The sequence below is a fragment of the Corynebacterium sp. genome (genome assembly GCF_030532325.1).
Taxonomy (GTDB): domain Bacteria; phylum Actinomycetota; class Actinomycetes; order Mycobacteriales; family Mycobacteriaceae; genus Corynebacterium.
In genome coordinates, this window is record NZ_JAUNLS010000019.1 from 1 (window position 1) to 23,477 (window position 23,477).

The 23,477-nt window shown below is 63.2% G+C and carries 20 protein-coding genes and 2 pseudogenes; 10 read left to right on the forward strand and 12 right to left on the reverse strand.

Annotated features, from left to right (window positions below):
* Positions 1-273 precede the first annotated feature (273 nt).
* Positions 274-1,173, reverse strand: a complete 900-nt coding sequence (locus tag Q4E25_RS09610; protein WP_303156580.1) for a GIY-YIG nuclease family protein — start codon at positions 1,171-1,173, stop codon at positions 274-276.
* 194 nt (positions 1,174-1,367) lie between these two features.
* On the opposite strand from Q4E25_RS09610, the gene Q4E25_RS09615 reads away from it, so the two are divergent.
* Positions 1,368-2,708 (forward strand): AAA family ATPase, encoded by a 1,341-nt coding sequence (locus Q4E25_RS09615; protein WP_303156581.1) that lies wholly within the window; start codon positions 1,368-1,370, stop codon positions 2,706-2,708.
* Positions 2,708-3,316: a hypothetical protein gene (locus Q4E25_RS09620; RefSeq protein WP_303156583.1), complete on the forward strand. Its 609-nt coding sequence runs from the start codon at positions 2,708-2,710 to the stop codon at positions 3,314-3,316. The genes Q4E25_RS09615 and Q4E25_RS09620 overlap by 1 nt, the downstream gene beginning before the upstream one ends.
* Here the strand turns inward: Q4E25_RS09620 and Q4E25_RS11440 are convergent.
* The 6 genes and pseudogenes from Q4E25_RS11440 to Q4E25_RS09645 form a co-directional block, all read right to left on the reverse strand.
* Positions 3,309-3,689, reverse strand: a complete 381-nt coding sequence (locus Q4E25_RS11440; RefSeq protein WP_368502627.1) for a 3'-5' exonuclease — start codon at positions 3,687-3,689, stop codon at positions 3,309-3,311. The two genes, Q4E25_RS09620 and Q4E25_RS11440, sit on opposite strands and share 8 nt — an antisense overlap.
* 252 nt (positions 3,690-3,941) lie before the next feature.
* Positions 3,942-4,190: pseudogene (locus Q4E25_RS11445) on the reverse strand (UvrD-helicase domain-containing protein); the annotation flags it as partial.
* A 38-nt stretch (positions 4,191-4,228) separates the two neighbouring features.
* A pseudogene (locus tag Q4E25_RS09630) lies at positions 4,229-4,390 on the reverse strand (IS256 family transposase); the annotation flags it as partial.
* A gap of 201 nt (positions 4,391-4,591) precedes the next feature.
* Entirely contained in the window at positions 4,592-6,148 is a 1,557-nt protein-coding gene (locus Q4E25_RS09635; RefSeq protein WP_303156585.1) for an ABC transporter substrate-binding protein, read from the reverse strand.
* 224 nt (positions 6,149-6,372) lie between these two features.
* A complete protein-coding gene (locus tag Q4E25_RS09640; protein WP_303156587.1) occupies positions 6,373-7,956 on the reverse strand; it encodes a PTS ascorbate transporter subunit IIC in 1,584 nt (527 codons plus the stop codon).
* Positions 7,957-7,968: 12 nt separating this feature from the next.
* The gene (locus Q4E25_RS09645) at positions 7,969-8,778 is read right to left on the reverse strand and encodes a PTS sugar transporter subunit IIA (RefSeq protein ID WP_303156588.1); all 810 of its coding nucleotides are present in this window, start codon (positions 8,776-8,778) and stop codon (positions 7,969-7,971) included.
* 333 nt (positions 8,779-9,111) lie between these two features.
* Between Q4E25_RS09645 and Q4E25_RS09650 the strand changes: the two genes are divergently transcribed.
* The 4 genes from Q4E25_RS09650 to Q4E25_RS09665 all read left to right on the forward strand — a co-directional run bounded on the left by Q4E25_RS09650 (position 9,112) and on the right by Q4E25_RS09665 (position 13,753).
* Positions 9,112-10,086 carry a TAXI family TRAP transporter solute-binding subunit gene (locus Q4E25_RS09650; protein WP_303156589.1) on the forward strand — a complete coding sequence of 325 codons (975 nt, stop codon included), beginning with the start codon at positions 9,112-9,114 and terminating at the stop codon, positions 10,084-10,086.
* 27 nt (positions 10,087-10,113) lie between these two features.
* Positions 10,114-10,617, forward strand: a complete 504-nt coding sequence (locus Q4E25_RS09655; protein WP_303156591.1) for a DUF1850 domain-containing protein — start codon at positions 10,114-10,116, stop codon at positions 10,615-10,617.
* Between the two features lie 57 nt (positions 10,618-10,674).
* Positions 10,675-12,708, forward strand: a complete 2,034-nt coding sequence (locus tag Q4E25_RS09660; protein ID WP_303156592.1) for a TRAP transporter permease — start codon at positions 10,675-10,677, stop codon at positions 12,706-12,708.
* A 73-nt stretch (positions 12,709-12,781) separates the two neighbouring features.
* Positions 12,782-13,753, forward strand: a complete 972-nt coding sequence (locus Q4E25_RS09665; RefSeq protein WP_303156593.1) for a DUF2891 family protein — start codon at positions 12,782-12,784, stop codon at positions 13,751-13,753.
* 26 nt (positions 13,754-13,779) lie between these two features.
* On the opposite strand, the gene Q4E25_RS09670 is transcribed toward Q4E25_RS09665, so the two are convergent.
* Positions 13,780-14,070, reverse strand: a complete 291-nt coding sequence (locus Q4E25_RS09670; protein ID WP_303156594.1) for a hypothetical protein — start codon at positions 14,068-14,070, stop codon at positions 13,780-13,782.
* 279 nt (positions 14,071-14,349) lie between these two features.
* Here Q4E25_RS09670 and Q4E25_RS09675 point away from each other — a divergent pair, with 279 nt between their 5' ends.
* Entirely contained in the window at positions 14,350-16,047 is a 1,698-nt protein-coding gene (locus Q4E25_RS09675) for an HNH endonuclease signature motif containing protein (RefSeq protein ID WP_303156595.1), read from the forward strand.
* A 272-nt stretch (positions 16,048-16,319) separates the two neighbouring features.
* Entirely contained in the window at positions 16,320-17,150 is an 831-nt protein-coding gene (locus tag Q4E25_RS09680; protein ID WP_303156596.1) for an aldo/keto reductase, read from the forward strand.
* 109 nt (positions 17,151-17,259) lie between these two features.
* Here the strand turns inward: Q4E25_RS09680 and Q4E25_RS09685 are convergent, their stop codons facing one another.
* Positions 17,260-17,733, reverse strand: a complete 474-nt coding sequence (locus Q4E25_RS09685; RefSeq protein ID WP_303156597.1) for a ribose-5-phosphate isomerase — start codon at positions 17,731-17,733, stop codon at positions 17,260-17,262.
* A gap of 85 nt (positions 17,734-17,818) precedes the next feature.
* On the opposite strand from Q4E25_RS09685, the gene Q4E25_RS09690 reads away from it, so the two are divergent.
* Complete coding sequence (locus tag Q4E25_RS09690; RefSeq protein ID WP_303156598.1) at positions 17,819-18,607, forward strand: hypothetical protein; 789 nt, start codon at positions 17,819-17,821, stop codon at positions 18,605-18,607.
* Here the strand turns inward: Q4E25_RS09690 and Q4E25_RS09695 are convergent.
* Positions 18,604-19,224, reverse strand: coding sequence for a DsbA family protein (locus Q4E25_RS09695; RefSeq protein WP_303156599.1), 621 nt, complete (start codon positions 19,222-19,224; stop codon positions 18,604-18,606). The two genes, Q4E25_RS09690 and Q4E25_RS09695, sit on opposite strands and share 4 nt — an antisense overlap.
* A 106-nt stretch (positions 19,225-19,330) precedes the next feature.
* On the opposite strand from Q4E25_RS09695, the gene pepN reads away from it, so the two are divergent.
* Entirely contained in the window at positions 19,331-21,883 is a 2,553-nt protein-coding gene (gene pepN / locus Q4E25_RS09700) for an aminopeptidase N (protein WP_303156600.1), read from the forward strand.
* Here pepN and Q4E25_RS09705 read toward each other — a convergent pair.
* Positions 21,880-22,623: a GntR family transcriptional regulator gene (locus Q4E25_RS09705; RefSeq protein ID WP_303156601.1), complete on the reverse strand. Its 744-nt coding sequence runs from the start codon at positions 22,621-22,623 to the stop codon at positions 21,880-21,882. The two genes, pepN and Q4E25_RS09705, sit on opposite strands and share 4 nt — an antisense overlap.
* A 133-nt stretch (positions 22,624-22,756) precedes the next feature.
* Entirely contained in the window at positions 22,757-23,467 is a 711-nt protein-coding gene (locus Q4E25_RS09710) for an SDR family oxidoreductase (protein WP_303156602.1), read from the reverse strand.
* Positions 23,468-23,477: the final 10 nt, after the last annotated feature.

The window sequence follows — 23,477 nt, forward strand, 5'->3', positions numbered from 1 at the left end:
ACCGACATGAGCACAACCCCGGGTCACAGATACACCACGCTAACGGACGCAACCGTGCTGGCCTGAGGCCCTGCTTGGCGACGCCCTCCCCTCCCCCGTCATCCTCGCCGCCAACTTTGCGCTTGCCCCACCGCGCATCGATGGACGACCGCGCATCGATGGATATGCCTTTCGGGCCTAAATCGAGAAAGTCCGTTTTCATTCGAAGTTCATTAAGCCTGCAACCGCTTCGAGGCCGCGGCGAGCTGCTGAGCCGGGATGGATTTAACGCTCCTATTCGCTAAGATTCAGCTGCCTTTGCTCAAGGGCTCGCAAGGTCACGCCGTCCTTGTTCTTCCAGTACGTCCTGCCGTTTACCGATGCTCCAGTAAGAAATGCCGCGGCTGCCGAAGGAGAGGTAAAGAGAGTGTCACTTTGCAGCCTCATCTCTTTATTAATTCGATCAGCGAATTTCTTGCGGTTGGCGTTCACCGAATCCGGCGCGGACTGCACCACGGTACTGCGAAGAGTCGAACCTTTCAGTACTACGAAGCCATCGGCGGTTTGCCGCCCTTGACCTTGTGCTTCTGCAAAATCGAGGTATAGCAAAGGCTCGACGCGCTCGGTGCAGGCGTTGATCGCTTCCGCAGCTTGCTTAGCTTCGTTGACAGGCTCAAAGAACCGATAGCCGAGGGCGCCAATTGCGATCTTGGCAAACTCAATGAACTCATTGAGTTCGGCTTCCTTCTCTTCGGTGACGTTGCCTGGAGACGGTTCGTTTCCGTTCACGGTGTGCACGCGCCCAGTATTCCGGGCTTGCCAGTAAAGTGCGTTCTCTAAGTATGATATTTCGGTTGGTCCCATCGAATCATCGGAGGTGATGACCATGATGGCATGGGTGAAGTAGTCCAGCTTTTCTTCACCCACGTGCTCACTGACTCGAGCCAGTACCCCTTTGCCGTTCTTGCGTCCCCGTGCCTGACCTACATAGGCCCTTACTTCACCGGACTCCTCATCGGTGCCCAACAAGATATAAACCCCGGTCTGGTTGAGCTCAGGCCGGTCCTTGCTCTTGGGCAAATCTGTACGCGGAACCACATAGACTCGCCCAGTCCAATTGGCCAGTGTCGCCTTGATTCGTCCTGAAGGCGATCCATCCATCAAAAACATGGTCACTGTCTTTGCAGCCGACACTTCTCACCTCCGATATCGACACGGGCCCAAGAGCGAAATAGGGCGGAATTGGGACACACACCCTGCTGCAAGATTAGGTTGTACTCTCCCCTGTCCACTGCCTTTTCAGGACATTGATTGTACCTGCCGAGCAGAGAAGTTTAGGGCACAGATCACCGTAGGGGATGCAAAAGCTACGCGATATAGTGGGACGCATGCTCACCCGACTCGAAGTTGATGGCTTCAAGAATCTCAAGAGATTCAGCGTTGATTTTGGCCCATATACGTGCATCGTCGGCCAAAACGCCGTTGGCAAGTCCAACATTTTCGACGCAATTTCTTTCCTTGGAGCGACCACAGAAGGAACGCTCAACGATGCCGCTGCAAACCTGCGCGGTCTGCGCGGCGATATCTCCGAGATCTTCGGGAACGAAGACAAGACCATTGACTTCGCCGCTGAATTGATAGTGGCACCCAGCTTCCAGGATGACTTTGGACAAGTAGTCACCGCGGAGACGACCTACCTCCGCTACGAACTCGAGATTGCACTGGTAGAGCATGCTTTTGCTCCTGGGCAAAACGTGCGCACTATTGAGCTCATCCGAGAGGAATTGAGACCCCTAACTAAGAAACACGCTAAAGAAAAGCTCAAATGGGCCAAGGAAGAATTCCTTAACACAGCCATCAAGATTAAGGGCACGAGGAAAGCGTCGATAGAAACCACCGCGGATGAGTACATCGAAGCACGCTCCGGCAAGGCAGGACGCGCACCGAAAATCCCGCTCAATGAAGTCGGCTCCACTGTTCTCTCCGTGTACGGCCGCAACTCCGAGTATTCGGCGATTTCTGCGGCTCACCAAGAACTGAGCACCTGGAAGCTCCTTGGTCTTGAGCCCAGTGCAATGCGCGCACCAAGTGCGATGAATGATCCATCCAGCATCGATGAGCGCGGGTCACACCTGCCCGCCACTCTAGCCCGGCTGACGCAAGAGCTCGGCTCTGAAGCAACGACGAGCCTCGAGGACACCATGCTCGATCTTGTCGATGTACGCGGAGTCTCCCTTGATATTGATAGCTCGCGCCAGCTGATTACGCTGAGCGCGCAGATTGGTAATTCCCCTATGCTGCCTGCGCGCGCGCTTTCTGACGGTACGCTGCGCTTCATCACGCTGGGACTACTTGCCATCGACCCCAAAGCCCACGATGTGCTGTGCTTTGAGGAACCAGAAAACGGCATCTATCCCGACAAGCTCGATGCTATGTACCGCCTGCTCCACGAGCTTGCTGTAGATCCATCACGTGAGGTCAGCGAGGACAATCCACTGCAGCAGATGATTGTCAATTCCCACTCCCCTGCTTACCTTGCTCTCCACCGGAATACATGGGGCGAGCTACTCGTGGCCCACAGCCACCCGCACGATGGCTCACTCCGCTTGCTCCCAGTGTCTGATAAGAACAACTGGCGCACAAAGAATCCTCGAACGCCAGCGGTCATTCCAGAAGCAATCAACGAGATTCTCGAGGTATCCGCGCACAGCCCCTACGAGGTTGCGTGATGTCAGATCGTTTCATCTACGCCCAATTCCTTTGCGAAGGAAAAAGCGACGAGGGACTCGCACAAATTATCCATGCGACCCTCGTTGACCTTGGCTTCAACCCTGACTCTTATGTGGTCGGCGCTTCATATCCTCCCGGAAACAAGACAGTAGAAGGTGGTATCAACAACATCCTGGAGGATGGCCAGCCTGACGCAATCTTTGTACACCGAGACGCTGACAACGCCGGCGTTCAATCGCGCCGCGATGAGATCTTCGAAGCACAAGCAAAGGCAAAGGCCAGCGTGTCTGTCGTCCCTGTCATCCCAGTCAAGGAGACAGAGGCATGGGTCTTGTGGGCGTTACATAACGAAGCTTTCCGGGACAAAATTCGCGGCATGGAGGGCGTTGCTCTCCCACCGCGCAAAACAATTGAGGGGATAGCGGCGAAGGAACAATTACAAGCCGTACACGAGCAATGGGCCCTCAATCGCAGTGGCAAACGCAAGAACCGCATCAGCTTTGAGCGCGACCGCTCGCGCTGGCTCACGCTCATCACTGACGTCGCTTACCTCGACGGATGTCCTTCTTACGACGAGCTAAGGGTAGACTGCCAAGCCATTATTTGACCGGCAGGAGCTCCGAAGGCTCCCCCACAATGCTCACCACGAGCACGTCGCGCGCACGCGAGGCCGCCACGTAGAGCAACGCCAGCTCGCGCTGCAGGGTGTCATCCACCTCCGCCTGCGCCAGCCCCTGGATGAGGTAGCGCTGCGGCAGAGCCTCCGCGTTGACGTCGAGAAGCACCACGTGGGTGAACTCCAAGCCCTTGGCGTTGTGCATGGTCATCACAGCAATCGAGCGCTGCCTGGTGGTCTGCCTATCCGGGCTGACCGCCAAGCCCAAGTCACCCAGCTGGGCGGCGATTTCCGCGCGGCGGCTGTTGGTACGGGTGAGCACGCCGATGGAGATATCCTCCCCGGAGGCGATCCACTCCTCCATGCGCGCGGCGAGGGCCTCAGCCTCCTCCGCCTTCGACGCCGAATGCAGCACCACCGGTGCCGGGCCCTGGCGCACGGAATGATAACCGGTCAGGGAGTCGGTCTGTTCCTCAGAATCGATCCACTCGGTGCCCTCCAGAATGGAGGTGGCGTAGCCCAGGTTCTGTGCCGTGGTGCGGTAATTCACGCGCAGCTTGGTGCTGGCGCGGCCGCGGGTTTCGATGCCGTAATTGCGCAGCGAGAGGCGCTGGCCGTAGATGCGCTGGTGGGAGTCCTCCGCAATGAAGATGTCATTGGGGCCCTTCTTGGCCACCGCGCGCAGGAAGCGCCAGTGGCCGGCGTGGAAGTCCTGGGCTTCGTCGATAAGCACGTGATCAAACATGCCCTCCACGGAACGCGAGCGCACGATGTGCGCCGCCACCACGGCGCAGGCGGCGTAGGTCAGGCGCTGGTGCACCGCGCACTTGGCGTGGAAGAGCTGCACAATGGCCCACACGGCCTTGCGCTCCTTGCGGTTGAGCGGCGTGCCGTGCGAGCGTCGCTGACAGTAGCGTAGTCAGCCCCACAGATGCTGTCAGCCTGGGCGGATAAGATCTGGTTGATGAAGTCCTGCAGCATCTGACGCATCAAATCCGGCGAGGCTTGAGCGAGCAATTCATCAAGGTAGGCAGTCGGGTCGATATGATTAGGGTCAGCGGCCATCGCGGGATACTTCCTTTCGAAGATAGGTAAGAGTTGATTCGAAAGTTACCCGCGATGGTCGCCCTCATACACACCGACATGAGCACAACCCCGGGTCACAGATACACCACGCTAACGGACGCAACCGCACCCATCATTGGGCCATGCGCCCCAGGGCTGGACGTCCGTGCGCAGTTAGCTGTGCTTGCTCCTTCAGGGGGCTTATTCCTTCAGCGTGATGGCGAAGTAGAGCGGCTTCGACTTCCACGTGAAATTCACGTTGTCGACGCGCTCGCTGTAGCCGCCGGTGGCGTTGGTGTACCACAGCGGAATCGCGGGTAGCTCCTTCATGAGGATGGCTTGGGCGTCGTTAAGCAGCGCGGTGGATTCTTCCGGGGTTGGGGCCGCGGCCGCTTGCTTGAGCAGCGTGTCGAGCTCGGGGTTGGAATACTGGGCGTCGTTAGTCGCGGCACCCGTTGAGTACATCGGCTCCAGGAAGTTGGCCGGCGAGGGATACACCGCCTGCCACCCGGTGCGGAAGGCACCGGTGATGGTGTGGTTTGTGACCTCATCACGCAAGGACTTGAAGTCAGGGTACGGTGCTGGCTCGGCCTCAATCTCCAGGGAGTTGCGCACGAAGTTCACCACCGCGTCCACCCATTCCTTGTGGCCGCCGTCGGAGTTATAGGCCACGGTGAAGCTGCCCTCGAAGGGCTGAATCTTTTCAGCCTCAGCCCACAGTTCACGGGCCTTATCGGGGTCATACTTCAGGACCGCGTTACCCTCGATACCCTCAGCGTTCGGGTTGAGCACCGGCGAGGTGAAGTCCACCGCCGGGGTCTCTGTTCCCTGGAAGATGGTCTGAGTGATCTCCTCGCGGTCAATGGCCATCGAGATTGCCTGGCGGCGCAGCATTCCCGCTTCCCCACTGAAGTTCTTGTCGTCCGCGGGGATGGTAATGGACTGGAAGATGGCCGCTTCTTGGTTGACTGCGCGCTCGCCGAGGTCAGCTTCAAAGTTGGCAAGTGCGGAGGAAGGAATGCTATCGAGCACATCAAGGTTGCCTGCTAGGAGATCCGCGTACGCCGCATCTTCATCGGGGTAGAAGACGAACTCGAGGCCCTCGTTCTGCGCCTTGCGGTCGCCCTTGTACTCCTCGTTGGGGACCAGCACCGCGTTCTGATTGTGGTTCCATTCGGCCAACTTGTACGGCCCGTTACCCACCGGATTTTGACCGTACGCCGCGATGTCATCGAAGGCGGAGGGATGCATGGGGAAGAACACGGAGTACCCCAGGCGGGATTCGAAGTCCGCTGTGGGCGCCGCCAATTCTATGGTGAAGTGCTTGTCATCCTGGACGCTGAGCCCCTCCATCTTCTCCGCGCCTTCCTTGTAGCCCTTAATGGGCTCAAAGAAGTAGGCAGAAAGCATGCTCTCCTTCACCGCGTGATTCCAGGTATCCACGAAGTCTTGGGCGCGCACGGGAGTGCCGTCCGCGAAGACCACGTCATCCTTCAGCGTCACGTGGTAGGTGGTCTCCCCTTCCTTCTCAATCTTCTCCGCCATGTCATTGTGGACGTCGCCGTTCTCATCTTGATAGACAAGTCCGGAATAGATGAGATCAATGAGCGTGGCACCAGGAACGTCACTGGTATCTGCCGGGATGAGGGGCTTTTGTGGTTCGGTGGAATTGGTGCGCACGTAGTCGCCGGCGCCCGCCCCGCCCTCGCCACTGCTGCACGCGACAGCTCCGGCCGCCACGCTCGCGATTGCCAGCATTGTTCCTGTTTTCTTCAGCATGGCTTCCTCCGCCGCTTTCGTCGAACAGTTCCTGGGCCGCGGGACCCTTATGGTGCATTGTGACACACAAGGCTTACTTTAGTGATGTAAATGACATCACTGATAAGGGTTTGGGTATGCACAACACTAGAAAGGAGCCTGCCGCGAAGACAGTGACGTCAACGCGGCAGGCTCCTTTTCATTTGGTGATGTAGCCGTATGCGCTACTTTTCCACGCTGGGTGCCGGCGGCACCGGCGCACCCTGCGGCGGAAGCACCTTCGGATATTTCTTCGATGCCGCGGTTTGCCCAGCGGCGAGGGGAACGACGTCGTCGGAGCTAGGGGCGTCAGCAGGCTTAGCTGCCTGACGCCACGGGGCAGGATCCCAGTTGCCGTCGACAAGCTTGCGCTGGGAGAACCAGCCGGCAGCAAGCAATGCGGCACCAGTGAGCGCCATGAAGATTAGACCAACCGCAGTGCCACCCCTCGATGCAGCACCGATGAGCAGGCCAAACCAGCCAAAGTCAGCATCGCCGAAGGTGGTATTGGCATCCCCGAAGGAGCCCAAGACACCCAGTAGGAACGCAGGCAGGAAAGTGATGAGCAGACCGTTGGCAAAGGCACCAAACACAGCGCCGCGGCGGCCGCCCGTGGCGTTACCGTAAACACCTGCAGCACCACCAGTAAAGAAGTGCGGCACAAGCCCCGGCAGAATGAGTGCCACGCCGAATGCTGGGTTGAGCCACAGCGACAGGACCGCGAGGCCCACAAGTCCACCCACGAAGGAAGAGATGAAACCCACGAGCACGGCGTTCTGCGCATAAGGGAAGACAATCGGGCAGTCGAGCGCAGGGACCGCGCCTGGAACCACCTTGGCGGCAATACCCTGGAACGCTGGGACAAGCTCGCCCAAAATGGTGCGCACGCCGAAAAGGATGACGGCCACGGCGACGCCGAACTCAAGGCCCTGCGTGAAAGACTGCATGATGTAGTCCCCGACGTTTTCTGCGCCACCCTCAAATGCCTGGAAAGCCTCTTCCGTTCCAGCGCGCACCATGAACAAGATGGCCAGGATGATGTACATCAGCGCCATGGACAACGCGGTGGCAACCATGGAGTCGCGCAGGAAGCGCAGCCCCTCAGGAAGCTTGAGCTCCTCCGTGGACTTGGATTGCGTCTCTTTGTTTTTGCCGCCCACCATGCGGCCCACAGCACCGGAGAGAAGGTAGCCGGCGGTGCCAAAATGTCCGATGGCAACGGAATCATCGCCGGTGATGCGGCGGGTCCACGGGTGAGCAATAGCTGGCAAGGACACCATGAGGATGCCCAGCAGTACAGCACCGAAGAGAATGACCACCCACGAGTCGTAACCGGCAGGTGCGAGAACCATGGTGAGCATAGTCGCCATGAAGAGCACGTGGTGGCCGGTGAGGAAGACATAGCTCATCGGAGTGAAACGGGCAAGGAGGATGGAGACCGCGAAACCCAGAATCATGATCCAGGCAACCTGGCTACCGAACTGTTCCTGGGCAATGCCGACGATCGCCTCGTTGGTGGGAACCACGCCTTGAGCGCCAGTTGCACCGGTAATCATTGCACCAAGCGGCTCAAGAGATGCGGAAACCAAACCCGCACCGGCGCCAATGAGCAGGAAGCCCAAGGTGGCCTTGATGGCACCGCCGAGAACCTGACCGATGCCCCGCCCCATGGCAGCCAAGCCGATGGCAGCGATGATGCCGATGAGAAATGCCGGGACGGACAGAATTTGGTTAACCAGGAAGTTGGCTATGGCAAGAAGAACATCCATGGATGCGGCTCCTTAAACGTCGTAGAGCTCACGCAGAGCCCGGTCGATTTCGGATTGGTCGGTAAAGTCGTCGATGACGCTGACGGGAACGCCGACATCGCCAAGCGTGGCAGCGATCTCACCGGAGGTAAGCAGGAAGTCAGCCTCCTTAGCGCGCCCTTTGGCGGAGATAGTGTCCGTAGCTTCAACCTCAATAAATGGCCCCCAGCCCCAATGGTCAAGCACCTGCTCAAGGGTGTTTTTGAGAAAAAGCGAGGTGCCTAGACCGTTGCCACAAACCGTGAGAATCTTGTTCTTCGAAGGCACGGAATCGGGGGAGGTTTCCTTCCTTTGCTTAGCCTGCGGCCCTTGCGCAGTGCGCTTGGCGTTGGGGGTGGCGGCGTCAAGAATGCGGCGTAGCTCCTCTTCATCGCCGACGGCGTCGAGCTGCTCGCGAACATCGCGGTTGCCTAGGAGACCTGCCAGCTCACGCATGGCGTTGAGATGCTCGCCGGAATCTAACGCACACAGGGCCACAACGAGGCTGACTGGGTCGTTGTTCTTGTGCCCGAATTCCACGGGTTCCTCGAGCCGCACCCACGCCAACGCGGTCTCATGAACTGCAGCCGAGGGGCGCGCGTGGGCGAAGGCGAAGCCAGGCGCGACCACGATGTAGGGGCCATTATCCTCCACAGACTTCACCATGGCATCGGTGTACTCCGGCGTGGCCTTACCTGCGTGCTCCAAGAGCCTGCCGGCTGCGACGATTGCCTCCCGCCAGCCCCCGGCATGGCCGTGCAAATCCACCGCCCCAGGGGCTAAAAGTGTGCTGAGTGTGGACACGAAATCCTCCTTCTTGTTCCTACCGTGAGAGCCTCCGCCACATGAGTGGACAATTCCCACAGTCTGAGTTCGAGGTTAATGGAGGCCGCACACGCAAAGAACACTTTTCATGCATGAAAGAAGTGAGATTGTGCAGGACCCGGCGGGCGCGCGATACGGATGCCCGCCAACTTATCTGAAGGTTTTGGCCCGAAGGTCATTTTCGTCCACTAAGCTTTCCGGCAAGAACGAGTGTTCCAGAACACTTTTGTTCACGTGGGTGTTGCGCGACACAACAGCGTGCCCGTGTCTCTCATCGTCTTTTTCTACTGCCTATCCCTAAGGAAGACTCTCATGCGAATCCGTTCTACCCTCGCTGCACTTGCCGCGGCCGCACTGGTCCTGACCGGCTGCTCCTCCTCTGGTTCCGAGGGCAGCTCTGGCGACGGCACCGTGGACTTTGTCACCATCGCCACCGGCGGCACCTCTGGGCCCTACTACCAAATCGGCGCCGCGATGTCCCAGGTGCTCAAGGACACCCTGGGCGCGGATACCTCGGTGCAGGCCACCGGTGCGTCCGTGGAGAACATCCAGCTGCTCACCGATGGCGGCGCGGAGGTCGCCTTTGCTATGGGTGATGCCACCCGTCAGGCCATCGAGGGTACCGGCCCCTTCGAGGGCAAGGAGGGTATTTCTGCTCTCACCGCGATTACCGCCCTCTACCCCAACTTTGTGCAGATCGTGACCACCGAGAAGTCCGGCATCACGTCCGTGGCGGATCTCAAGGGCAAGCGCGTCGGTGTGGGTGACCAGAACTCCGGAGTGGAACTCAACGCGCAGATGATTCTGGAGGCACATGACCTTTCTTACGATGACATCGACGAGGGCTTCCTCTCCTACGCCGATTCTATCGACCAGATGAAGAACGGCCAGATCGACGCCGCCTTTGTCACCTCCGGCCTGCCCAACTCCTCCGTGATGGACCTGGCCACCACCGAGGACGTCATCATCGTCCCCATCGAGGGCGAGGGCATGGCTAAGCTGCGTGAGAAGTACCCCTTCTTCAACGAGGACGTTATCCCCGGCGGCACCTACGACGAAGCCGAGGATGTGCCGACCGCCTCCATCATGAACCAGCTGCTGGTCTCCCCAGATCTCAGCGATGATCAGGTCTACGAGATCACCAAGGCGCTCTTTGAGAACCTCGACGCCATCCAGGCTTCCCACAACGCGGCCAAGAAGATCACCCTCGACTCCGTCGACGAGGGCCTGGCCACCGAGCTTCACCCGGGCGCGCGCAAGTACTTCGAGGAGCAGGGCGCGCTCTAACCTCCTGGGCTGACTGGGATGATTGCGATGTCGCACCGAAGGAGCACGGTGGTGGCGGTCACGGCCGTCGCCATGGCGCTCCTCGTGGCGCTGCCCCTGGCCGCTCCCCCGGCATTCATCCAGGCACTGACCGCGCCGCGCTTCACCGTGGAGGATTCCCGCGGCGGAAAGGTCTTCTACTCTGTGCCGGCCACGCAGGTTGAGGCAGTGGAGCTGGAGTGGATCCACTCCATTGAAAAAGCCCCGTGGCGGGAACGCTACGTGATCGACGGCGATGAGCTGGTGCTCAGCGAGGTCTTCCTCAAGTCCTACGGCGCCGGGGTTCCTGCTGATCTGGAGGGCACCACCGTCAACGAGAACGGTACCGTGCATACCTCAGGAATCAACCGTCCGATTGGGCAGCTGCACTGGGTTCATTCCCACGCCACCCACCACACTCTGAGGGTGTTTCTCCGCGGCTCACCGGAGCCCATCGTGTTGGACACGGAAATCCCCCATCACACGTTCGTCACAGCGTCCGCCACGTCCTAGGCACGTTCCTTACCCAGGCCTCGGGGCCCACGGACGCACGCGAGAGAAAGAACAACCATGGTTAAGAACAAGAGCCTCGCCGAGGACTCCCCAGCCCCCGACGCGGAGGGAGTGGACCTCGATTCCGAGGGCCGCATCCACATCGACACCGAGCAATCCAGCGACCAAGCCCAAGAGATCCTGGAGAAGTTCGACCGCGAGTCGCGCCTGCGCGTCTTTGCCTCCAACCCGGTCAACGTCATGGTCACGGCCTTCGCCGTGGTGGTCTCGCTGTACCACATGTACACCGCGTACTTTGGCACCCCGCCGGTGCTCATCCACCGCTCCGTGCACGTGGCGATGATCCTGGTGTTGGCCTTTGCCCTGTACCCGCCGTTCCGCAAGGCCGACCGCAGCAAGATTCCCTTCTACGACGTCCTGCTCATGCTGGCAGCCTTTGCCACAGCGGGCTACGTGGCCCTGTTCTACGACGAGATTGTGCGCCGCGCTGGCGTGCCGACGACCCTCGACATCGTCTTTGCCGCCATCCTGGTGGTCCTGGTCATCGAGGCGGCCCGCCGCATCACCGGCTGGGCGCTGCCGATTCTGGCCATACTCTTCCTGCTCTACTCCGTCTTCGGGCGCGAGATGCCCGGCCTGCTGCGCCACCGCGGCTATAGCTGGGAGAAGACCCTCAACTTCACCTACCTGACCACCGAGGGCATCTTCGGCACCGCCATCGGCGTGGCCGCGTCCTATATCTTCCTCTTCGTTCTCTTCGGCGCCGTCCTGCAGAAGTCCGGCATGGGCAAGTTCTTCAATGACATCGCCCTGGCCCTGGCCGGTCAGACCCGCGGCGGCCCGGCCAAGGTGGCCGTGGTGGCCTCCGGCTTCTTGGGCTCCATCAACGGCGCGGCCGTGGCCAACGTGGTCACCACCGGTGCTTTTACCATCCCGATGATGAAGCGCGTGGGCTACAAACCAGTCTTTGCGGGCGCGGTGGAATCCTCTGCCTCCGTGGGTGGCCAGATCCTGCCACCGATCATGGGCGCGGCCGCCTTCATCATGGCCGAGACCCTGGGTATGCCCTACCGCGAGATCGCCATCGCAGCGATCCTGCCGGCCGTCCTCTACTACCTGGGGGTCATCGCGCAGGTGCACCTGCGCGCCACCCGCGAGGGGCTCAAGGGTATTTCGCGCGACAACCTGCCTGCGGTGGGTGAGGTCCTCAAGGAGCGCGGCCACCTCATGATCCCGCTGCTCTTCCTCATCTACATGCTCTTTTTCACCGGCCGTACGATTCTGTTCTCCGCGCTGCTCACCATCATCGTCACGGTGATCATCGCGGAGCTGCGTTCCACCACGCGCATGAGTCTTGTGGAGATCCTCGATTCCCTGGCCCTGGGCGCTAAGACCGCGGTCTCTGTCTCCATTGCTTGTGCCGCGGTGGGCATCGTCGTGGGCGTGGTGACCCAGACGGGCTTCGGCGTGACCCTGGCCAACGCCATCGTGACGGTGGGCGCAGGCAACCTGCTGCTCTCCCTGGCTCTGACCATGGTGGCCTGCATCATCCTGGGCATGGGTCTGCCCTCGATTCCTACCTACATCATCACGGCGACGATGGCCGCCCCCGCCCTGGGCCAGCTGGGCGTGGAGCCGCTGGTGGCGCACATGTTCGTGTTCTACTTCGGCCTCTTTGCCAACATCACCCCGCCGGTCGCATTGGCGGCCTTCGCCGCCGCCGGCATCTCCGGGGCGGACCCGGTCAAGACGGGCTTCCAATCCATGCGTCTTTCGCTGGCCGGCTACATCATCCCCTTCATCTTCGTCTTCAACCCGGCGATGCTCCTACAAGACGTCACGCTCAGCGGGGCGCTGCTGGTCATCGTCACGGGTACTGTCGGCGTGCTCATGCTCTCCGTGGCGGTGGAGGGCCACCTCATGGTGCGCGCCAACCCGGTGGTGCGCACCATCTTTGGCGCGGCAGCGCTGACCATGATGGCACCGAACCTAATGACCGATCTCATCGGCGCCGGACTCGGCGCGGTAGCTGTCATCATCCAGTGCATCGCCGCCAAGAAGGAGGGGCTGCTCTCCGTGCGCAACATCTGATGAATGGTTGGTGAGAGGGCGTCGCCAAGCGAGGCATGCGTCCGTGTCCGCGGGCTCAGGCATACTGGCACCCATGACCACTCACACGCTCGATATAGAGGCGGAGGCCTGGGCGGGCGGCGTCGTCAAGGCGCTGCAGCAGGAATACCCCGCCGCGATGCACCACACCAGCCGCAGCGAGGCGGACTGCAACGTCCATCCGCGCACGCTGCACCCGAGTTTCTGGGGCTGTTTTGATTGGCATTCCAGCGTGCACATGCAGTACTCGGGCTATCGCCTGCTCGAGCGCGAGCTCAGCCCCGCCACGCGTGTGCAGCTCAGTGAGGTCCTCGTACAGCGCGCCCGCCCGGAGGCGCTGGCGGTGGAGTTGGAGTACCTGCGCGAGCACCCCGGCTACGAGGTTCCCTACGGGCGCGCGTGGCTCCTGCAGCTGGCCACGGTGGCCCGTGGCGCGGATTTTTCCGCGTTGGTTGAGCTCAGCGTGGAGCATTGCCAGGCATGGATGGAGTCCTTGAGCGTTCCGGTGCGCCACGGCGTGCACTCCAATACGGCGTTTAACCTGCTGCTTCTCCTCCGCGCGGCGCAGACGCTGGGGCTGGATTCCTTCGCCGCAGACATCCGGGCGGCGGCGCTGCGGCTTTTTGGTCAGGACCGCGATTATCCCTTTGCCTGGGAGCTCTCCGGCTACGACTTCCTCTCCCATGGCCTGTGCGAGATGGTGCTCATGTCCGCCGTGCTTGACGACGCCTCCTGGCTCACCCACTTCGCCCCCTCCTTCGCCGAGGATCTTCCGCTGCTCTGCACGATCCCGCAGGTCAAGGACCCCAGCGACGGGCGGCTGGCGCATCTCTTCGGCCTAGCGCTCTCGCGGGCGTGGATGCTCAGGGAGCTAGTACCCCGGCTGGGCGCGCGGGAGCAGGAGTTCATCGCGAAGCATACCCCCGCCATGGTGGACCGCGCGCGGGAGCACATCGTGGCCGGGGATTTCATGTCGACGCACTGGCTGGTGACCTACGCGCTGTTGGCGGAGGATGCGGTGGGGTAAGTGGGCGCCGCCGAGTAGGGCGGGGCCTAGCTGTAGTGATCGGCGCAGGCGCCGCTATCGACGTTGAAGATGGTGCAGGCGTTGGGGTCGAGGATGGCGCGGGGGAGGTCCGCGATGGCCAGGGAGCTCAGCATGACGGGCAGCAGCGGCTGGAGGATCTGGGTTTCGAAGTCGATGTGGGCGCTGAGGTTGAAGGGGTTCTGTGGGGTCGCGCGGGTGGGGTCTTGGGCGCTGGCGGTTTCTTGGGCTCCGGCGGTGGGGACGGTGGTGACGGCCAGGGCGGCAGTGCCCAGGACGATGAGGGATTTCTTCAGCATGGGGGATGCCTTTCAGAAGTAGGGGCTCATGGGTAGGGCTCAGGCTAGCGGGGATGACGCGTTTTCGAAACCGGGGCGCGGCCTTTGTTATGGAGGCGTGATGGTGCGAGGGGCTCCCCCGAGAACCTTCAACCTCAGCTAAATAGTTAGAAAAATTGTTCGATTGTGGGGTTGACAGGGTGGGATTGGGGGTTAAAATAGAACATGTAAGCGAGGGGTCGAGGAGCCCGGCACGTCGAGGCTGGCTCCACAGAGAAGTTCAGGGGGTGAGCCCACGTCATGGCCGATATTCACAACGAGATCAACTCTAAAATCGACAGCATCATCAGCAATCTCACGGCGCTGCGCGGACTCATGCGCAACCCTGACCAACTCTACTTTGGCCGCATCAATGACGCCTTCGAAAGGCTGGAAGCGGCCATGGGTTCGAAAGCTCTGACTGACGCCTCCTTTGCCTTCCTCGCCGAGCGGGATGACGCCGGACGCCGCGTGCACTCCTCCCGAGCGGTGGACTATCTCACCTCCCGCCTGGGCCTAGCCTATGGGGAGGCGATGACCCGCCTGGAGCGCGGGCGCAAGCTGTTCAATCCCATCGAAAAGGAGCACCCGGAGCCGGATACCGCGGGCCCAGATGCCAGTGCAGACGCTGAGGGGACTGAGGATACTGATGGCACTGAGAATGCCGGGGGCTCTGCGGGCGCCGGTTCGGCCGAGGAGTCCGAGGCCGCGGAGCAGGTTCGCGATGAGCGCGAGGCCGAGGAGGAGCGCCGCGACGGCCTCTTCAACGACCCGCTGCCGGAGAACGTGCTCAACCTCATCGAAAGGGAGATGCAGAACCTCAACCCGGGTGCCAAGCCGGGCCCCGCGCGGCTGCGGGCACTGGCCTGCGAGAAGGCGCGCGAGCTCGCGCTCACGCCGCTGCGGGACTGGCTGCGCGAGCAGGTGCGGCGCGCCAACCGCGGTACCCGCCCTAATCCTTTCAACTCGCTGAGCAAGCGCTACTTGCACATCGGCAAGCCGGATGCCGACGGCGGCGTGCGCATCAACGGCTACCTCGATTCCGCCGCGGCAGCACAGCTCAAGGCGGCGTTTGCGCCGGGCAAGGTCAAGGAGACCACCTCGCGGAATGTCGAGGGAGAGGAAGATACCCGCACGATGCCCCAACGCAACGCGGACCATCTCACGGAAATTCTCCAGCAGTTCATGCAGTCCACCTACAGTCCCTCCACCGGCGTGGGCTCGATTCTCATCACCGCCACCATCGAGGAACTGGAGAACGTCACGGCGGAGTCGCGCTTCCCCACCAACGTGGGCATAGCTCTCTCCCCGCTGGATATTCTGCGCTTGGGCTTGGCTCGCTTTGATTGCTTCGCGGTGGTCGACTCCAAGGGCCACCTGCTGAACGTGGGCCGGGCCTCACGCACGGCGAACTTCTGGCAAAGGATCGCGCTGGCAGCATCGCAGCTGGTATGTGCCGGCGAGGATTGCGATAAGCCGATTGCCGAGTGCGACATGCACCACCTCATAGCTTGGGCCTCCGGCGGGGCAACGAACATAGCGAACCTCGCAGCGCTGTGCCGCGGGCATCACGTCAACAACAATGACTACCGCGACGGCTACAAGAACATGGGATACATGGACAGAGACCCGGACACCGGCCGGGTGGGGTTCAGGGCCCCAGGCGCCAGCGGGCTGAGGTTCAATGACTCGCCGGCAGCACACGAGGCACCGGCGCGACGAGCCGCGCGGCAGGCCGAGGCACGCAAGAAGCGGCAGGCCGCCGAGCAGGCTCCACCGCCGAGTTCCGGATCGACCACGGCGACCGGGCCTGGTTCAGGACCGAGTTCGGGGCCGGGTTCAGGGCTGCGTGTCGGTCCACGGTCGGGCCCGCCCGATGGCCACCCGCGGGCCGGGCACTCCCCCGGCGATCCCGCAACCGACATCAGCGATTTCCCAAGCTCTTTCCCAGCAGCCTAGATGCAGGCACTACCGTCCACGCATGACACCCCACGGCACCGCACTGCCTTGGGGTTAGTGGCATGTCTACGGCATGTCTGCGGCCAGGGTGTTCGGTGCCGGGATCAGGCAGGGCGCGCGGCGCTGGGATCAGGCAGGACGCTCGGTGCTGGTATCAGGCAGGGCGCGCGGCGCCGGGATCAGGCAGGGGCGCGCGGCAGGCGCGGGCAAGGGGCGCCGCAGGATCCAGCAGGCCCGGCCGCGGCGGGCGCGAGACGCGTATTCTGGGCGGCATGACTGTACCTGAGATTACTTTGAACGACGGAAACACTATCCCCCAGCTGGGCTTCGGCGTCTTCCAGGTGGATCCCGCCGAGACCGAGGAACTGGTCAGCGAGGCCCTCAAGGTGGGCTACCGCCACATCGATACGGCGGCGATTTATGGCAATGAGGAGGGCGTCGGCAAGGCAATCGCGTCTTCCGGCATCCCGCGCGAGGAGCTCTTCATCACCACCAAGCTGTGGAATGACCGCCAGACCGACGCCGTCGCCGCGCTCGACGAGTCCCTGGAGAAGCTGGGCCTGGACTACGTCGACCTGTATCTCATCCACTGGCCCTGCCCCGAGCGCGGCACCTACGTGGAGGCCTGGAAGCAGCTCATCGAGCTGAAGAAGTCAGGCAAGGCCAAGTCCATCGGTGTCTCCAACTTTGAACTCGAGCACCTGGAGCAGCTGGAAGTCCACACGGACGTCACCCCTGCCGTCAACCAGGTGGAGCTGCACCCCTACCTGCAGCGCTGGCGCGAGCTCGACGCCTTCCGCGCCCACAAGGTCCAGATCGAGGCCTGGGGCCCGCTGGGCCAGGGCAAGACCGACCTCTTTGAGATCCCGGAAATCACCGAGCCCGCCGAGAAGTACGGCGTGAGCCCGGCGCAGGTGATCATCCGCTGGCACCTGCAAAATGGCGTCATTGTCTTCCCCAAGTCGGCGCACAAGGAGCGCATCGCCCAGAACTTCGACGTCTTCGGCTTCGAGCTCACCGACGACGAAATGGCCGCCATCACCGATCTCGACCTCGGCGAGGAGGGCCGCGGCGGCCCGCACCCGAACGAGTTCAACAAGTAGCTCCGGGCAGGCACGGCGGCCCTAACGCCGACCAAACGCCCACCGCCCGCCACGCGCCAGGTATCTCTGGCAGTGTGGCGGGCGGTGCGCTAAGCGGTGAAGCCGGGGCTTAAGCCTCGGGCAGCTCCGGCGGGATGTTGGTGCGCTCGTACTCGGACAGAATGTCGATGCGGCGCTGGTGACGCTCGGCGCGGGACCACTCTTGGTCCAGGAAGGCGTCGACGATAGCGAGCACCTCCTCCTTGGAGTGCATGCGCCCACCGATGCCGATGAGCTGGGCATTGTTGTGCTCGCGGGCCAGGCGGGCGGTCTCCGGGGACCACGCCAGCGCGCAGCGCGCGCCCTTGACCTTGTTCGCCGCAATCTGCTCCCCGTTGCCGGAACCACCCAGCACGATGCCCAGGGAGCCCGGATCGTTGACGGTACGCAGCGCCGCCTCGATGCAAAACGCCGGGTAGTCGTCCTCGGCGTCGTACTCGTGGGCACCGCAATCACTTACTTCGTGGCCTTGTTCTTTCAGGTGCTCGGCGATGAGATTCTTCATCTCGAACCCTGCATGGTCTGCTCCTAGATAAACGCGCATGAACGAAAGTCTACCGCGAATCCCTTTCGGCCAAGGGGCATCGCCAAGTATTTTGGCAAGAAGACCCCGGACCCAAGGAGACTCCATGAGCACAGAGTTCACCGCCCCGCGCTTCGGCGTCACGCCCCGGCAGGCGTGGAGTATGGCTGGGATGCTGGGCCTCGTGGCCGTCGCCTCGGCTGTCTTCTTGCTGCGCGGGATTGACCAGGCCACCTATGCCCAGCCCAACTTTCTCCTCCCCGTGATCTTCTACGCCGGCGCCACGGCCGTGCACTTAGGAGCCAGCGTGTTTCTGTTCGTGCGCTATGTGGCCTCCAAGGCCAGGGCCGCGCTGGTGGTGGGGATTGCGCTGCTGCTGTCCGCCGGCTCCTGGGGCAGCTGGCTGGTCGCTGCCTGGGAGGAGTACCACGCACAAAGTTTCCTGCCGATTATTAACATCGCCGGCCTGCCCGCCGGCGCGCTGAGCCTCGGGCTGGCCGCCGCCCTCGTGCTGTGTGGGGCGGACGCCTACCGGGTGCCCACGGCCCGCGCGCTGCGCCGACGCTACCTGATCCTCGCCGCGGCCATGATAATCGCGGCTGTGTTCACTCTACCGGAGTTCATTGGCCTCTACTTCAGTCAGGAGGCCACGGCCGATCCCACCACGGGATTCAGCGTGGCCGCGGTCTTGCTTGGAATGATCCTTGGTGTCATCGCGATCACCATGGGCTCCATGGACCCGCGCGGGCGCGGGTGGATGCTAGCCGCCGGAATCGTGCGGATTCTCTTCATCTTCCCGTTCAACTTCCCCGCGGGCCTGCTGGCAGCGGTGTTGGCCTGCGTGGCAGGTGTGCGGGCGGGGAGGAACGAGCAGGCTCGGCGGGATCGTTCTTAGAAGTCCTGCACCTGCGGGGCCTCGGTGCGCGAGCGCTTGATTTCGAAGAAATAGGGGTAGGCGGCCAGGCGCATGGAGGCGTCGAAAAGCTCGCCGGCCTCCTCGCCCGTAGGAACGCGGGTAATCACCGGGCCGAAGAAGGCGGTATCGCCCAGCTTGAGCACCGGGGTGCCGACCTCGTCGCCGACCTCCGTGATGGCCTGGCCGTGGTATTCGCGCAGGATGTCGTCGTAATCCTCGGTGTTGGCTACCTCGGCGAACTCCGCCGGCAGGCCCGCCTCCGCGAGGCCGCGGGCGATGATCTCGTCGTAGCCGCCGAAGCCCTTGCGGTAGTCGGTGCCCTCGCCGTGGATGAGAGTGCCCATCGCGGTGTAATAGGCGTCGATCTTCTCCGGGGCCTCCTTGGCCACCTTGGCGGCCACGCGGGCCGGGCCCCAGGCCGCCTTCATGCCCTCGAGGTACTCGGGGTCGAGGTCGCGGCCGTCGTTAAGCACGGCCAGAGACATGGGGACAAACTCGACCTTGATGTCGCGCACCTTCTCCACCTCCTTGATCCAGCGGGAGGTCGCCCACGCAAAGGGGCACACGCAATCAAACCAAAAAGTCACCGTCTGCATCGTTTCTCTCCTCAAAAGTTTGGGCTGTAACTTTCCTCCCCCACCCTAGACACGGGACTAGGGTGGATGCAGAACTCATTGACACCGTAGGGAGGATTTTTAGCCTATGACCTCGATCAACCTCACCCGTGAGGAAGCCCAGGCCCGCTCAGCCATGCTCAGCGTGAGCCACTACGATATCGACCTCGATCTGCGCGGGGAGGAGAACTTCACCTCCACCACCGTGGTGCGTTTTAGCGTGTCCGAGGCCGGATCCACCTTCATTGATCTACGCGCGGGCGAGGTGCAGGAGGTCCGCCTCAACGGCGCCCCGCTGCCCTTCACCGCCTACGATCCCACCTACGGCATCCCCCTGTCCGGCCTGCAAGTGGCGGACTACGAGCTCAAGGTCGTAGCCAGCATCCCCTACTCCCGCACCGGCGAAGGCCTGCACCGCTTCGTCGACCCCGTCGACGGCGAGGCCTACCTCTACACCCAGTTCGAAACCGCCGACGCCAAGCGGGTCTTCGCCTGCTTTGACCAGCCGGATCTCAAGGCCACCTACTCGCTGCGCTTCCACACCCCTGAGCACTGGACGGTGATCACCAACTCCGAGGTCACCCGCAGCGGCAGCACGTGGAACGCCGAGATCGATTACCCGCTGTCCACCTACCTCGTGGCCCTGTGCGCCGGGCCCTACGTGGGCGTGCACGATACCTGGCGCGGCGAGCTGGCCGCCCACCCCGAGGGCTCCCCGGCCCAGCAACTCGAGGTCCCGCTGGGCATCTACTGCCGCCCCTCCCTGCTGGAGTCCTTGGACCATGAGCGCCTCTTCACCGAGACCAAGCAGGGCTTTGACTTCTACCACCGCAACTTCGGTTTTGCCTACCCCTTTGGCAAGTATGACCAGATCTTCGTGCCCGAGTTTAACGCCGGGGCCATGGAGAACGCCGGCTGCGTGACCATCCGCGACGAGTACGTCTTTACCTCCCAGGCCTCCCATTACAAGTACGAGCGCCGCGCCGATACCATCCTGCACGAGCTGGCCCACATGTGGTTCGGTGACCTGGTGACCATGCAGTGGTGGGATGACCTGTGGCTCAACGAGTCCTTCGCCACGTGGTCGGCGGCCATCTCCCAGGCGGAGGAGACCCAATACGATACCGCCTGGGTGACCTTTGCCAACGTGGAGAAGGCCTGGGCCTACGAGCAGGATCAGCTGCCCACCACGCACCCGATTTCCACCGACGCCTCCGATATCGAAACCGTGGAGCAGAACTTCGACGGCATCACCTACGCCAAGGGGGCGTCCACCCTCAAGCAGCTGCAGGCCTACGTGGGCCGCGAGGAGTTCCTGGCCGGGGTGCGCCGCCACTTCCAGAAGCACCAGTGGTCCAACGCCACCTTCGAGGATCTGCTCCGCCACCTCACCGAGGCCTCCGGGCGTGACCTGAGCTTCTGGGCGCAGCAGTGGCTCAAGTCCAGCGGTGTGAACACCGTGGGCGTGCAGTTGGAGACCGACGACGCCGGCACCATCACCGAGGCCACCTTCACCCAGACCGGCGATACCCTGCGCACGCACCGCATCGCGGTGGGCCTCTACGGGCTGCACGAGGGCACGGTGCAGCGCCTGGACCGCATCGAGATGGACATCGACGGCGCCGCCACCCCGATCCCGGAGCTGGTGGGCCGCCAGCGCGCGGACATCGACTTCGTGCTGCCGAACGACGACGACCTTACCTACGCGCTCATCGATCTGGATGAAGAGTCGCGGGCGTTCATGGTGGGCAACATCGACAAGTTCGCCGACCCGATGGCGCGCACCCTGTGCTGGTCGGCGGCCTGGGAGATGACCCGCGCGGGCGCGATGCCCGCCCGCGAGTTCATCGCGCTGGTGGCCCGCGGCGCGCAGGCGGAGACCGAGCTGGCGGTGCTCGAGCGCATCCTCTCGCAGGCGGCGCTGGCCCAGAAGCGCTACGCCGATCCCGCCTGGGCCGCGCAGAGCACCCTGCTTGCCGACGCCCTCCTCGCCGGCGCCCGATCCGAGGATCCCGCCCGGGCGATCGTGTTTAGCCAGGCGCTGGCCACGGTGGCGCTGACCGAGGATTCCCGCGCCTTCTTCCAGGATCTGGCCGCGGAGTCCGAGGACGCCGGACTGCGCTGGAAGGCGCTGACGGCGCTCATCGCGGGCGGCGCGCTGGGCGCTGACAGTGTTGAGGATGCTGAGCAGGCCGTGGCGCGCGAGCTGGAACGCGACAACACCGCCACCGGCTACCAGGCCTCCCTCAAGGCGCTGGCCGCCATCCCCGCTGAGGAAAACAAGCGCGCGGTGTGGGAGGAGATCGTCGCCGGGGCTGAGAAGTCCGCCCTGACCAACCGTGATCTCGAATCCAAGATCCTGGGCCTGACCTACCTGGGCTCCGAGGAACTGCTTCCCAACGAGGAATACTTCGAGGTGGCGGAGAAGATCTGGGCCGGGCCCTCCACCGAGTTCGCCCTCACCACGATTCAGGGCCTCTTCCCCTCCTGGGATGTCTCGCAGGAGACCCTCGACCGCGCCGACGCCTTCCTTAGCCGCAGCCTGCCGGGCGGCCTGCACCGCGCCGTGGCGGAGCAGCGGGATCGCACCTCCCGCGCGCTGCGCAACCGGGAGGTCGACGGCGCCGCTGAGGAACGCTAGCCCTCACTCGGGGGCGAGGGATCAGTTCCCAGGCTGACCTCCACCGTGGCGGCGTCGGGGCGTAGGGTCTCCTCGGCGTAGGCCAGCACGGTGCCGTCCTCACCCTTGAACAGGCGGGTGAGGCGCAGGAGGGGCTGGGAGCGGCCGACATCGAGAAGCTTCTGCTCCTCGGCCCGCGCGCAGGCCGCCGCGATGGTCTCACGTTGAAAGACGGAGCGCCGCCCCCGCCGCTCCAGGAGCGAGAGCACCGGCTGCTGGAGATCCTCCTCGTTGAGCTCCGGCAGCAGGGCCACGGGGAGGACGTAGCGCGAGAGCACCGCGGGCCTGCCGTCGATGTGGTGTACGCCCTTGATTTCCCAGACTTCGGCGTCCTCGGCCACCCCGAGGATGGCCGCTAGGTGCGGCAGCGCCGCGCGGGTCTCCAAGGAGAGCAGCTCCACCCGGGAGCCCAGGCCGAGGCGGCGCAGCTGCAGGAGGATGCCGTCGCGGTTGGAAAGGTTGAGCGTGGGCGGGACCGCGCGCACGAAGGTGCCGCCGGTGCGGCCGCGTTTGCGGTCGATGAGCCCCTCGGCCTGCAGCACGTCGAGTGCGTGGCGCACCGTCATGCGGGCGACCCCAAATTCGCGCACGAGCTCGCGCTCGGTGGGGAAGCGATCACCGGGGCTGAGCTGCTTGTTTTCAATCTTGCTGCGCAGAGCGTCCGCGATCACCAGGTAGGCGGGGCGGCGAGGAGTAGTCACGATTCCGTGAGTTTAGCGGGCTGCGCGGTTTTCGCATCTTGAGCAGCAGTGATCTTCCCCCGCTGGCCACCCCACTGTGGCCTGGATCTAGGGCCTGGATCTGGGGCCTGGATCTAGCGCCTGGCTCTGGCAGCTACTTCTTGCGCTGCGCCAGCTCAATGCGCGGGCGCACGCGGATCTCGGTGAGCTGGGTGGTGGGGCCGGCGTCGACAGCCGCACGGATGGCCTTGGCCACCTCCACCGGGGCGATGACGTGCTCCGGGTTGTACTCCTGCAGACCCTGCAGCATCGGGGTGTCCGTGGGGCCCGGCGCGACGGTGCTCACGCGGATGCCGAGCTCGCCGAGGCGGAGGCCGTCGGCCAGCGCGTAGAGCGCGTGCTTGGTGGCGGCGTAGATGACGTTATCGCCGTAGCTGTGGATGCCCGCCCCGGAGTTGATGAAGACGGCCAGGCCCTCCGCGGCGCGCAGCTGCGGCAGCAGGCGGCGGGTCAGCTCCGCCGGGACGTGCACGTTGAGGTCCATCTGCGCGCGCCAATCCTGCGGGCTGGCCGAGTCCACCGAGCGCTTATCGGCGCGGGCGGCGGCGTGGACGAGGACGTCGACGCGCTCCAGGCTGGCGAGCTCGGCGGGCAGCTCCTCGCCCTCGAGCAGCCCCAGCAGATCCACCGCCACCGGGGTGATGTTCTGCGCCTCCGGCAGCTCGCCGGCGCGGCGGCCCAGGGCGAAGACCTGGTGGTCGCGGGCGAGATCCGCGATGATCTCCACGCCCATGCCGCCGGTGGCGCCGGTGACCACGGCCACCTTGGCCGGCTGGGGGTTCTGGGTGTTGTCTGCGGTGCTCATGGTTATGTGC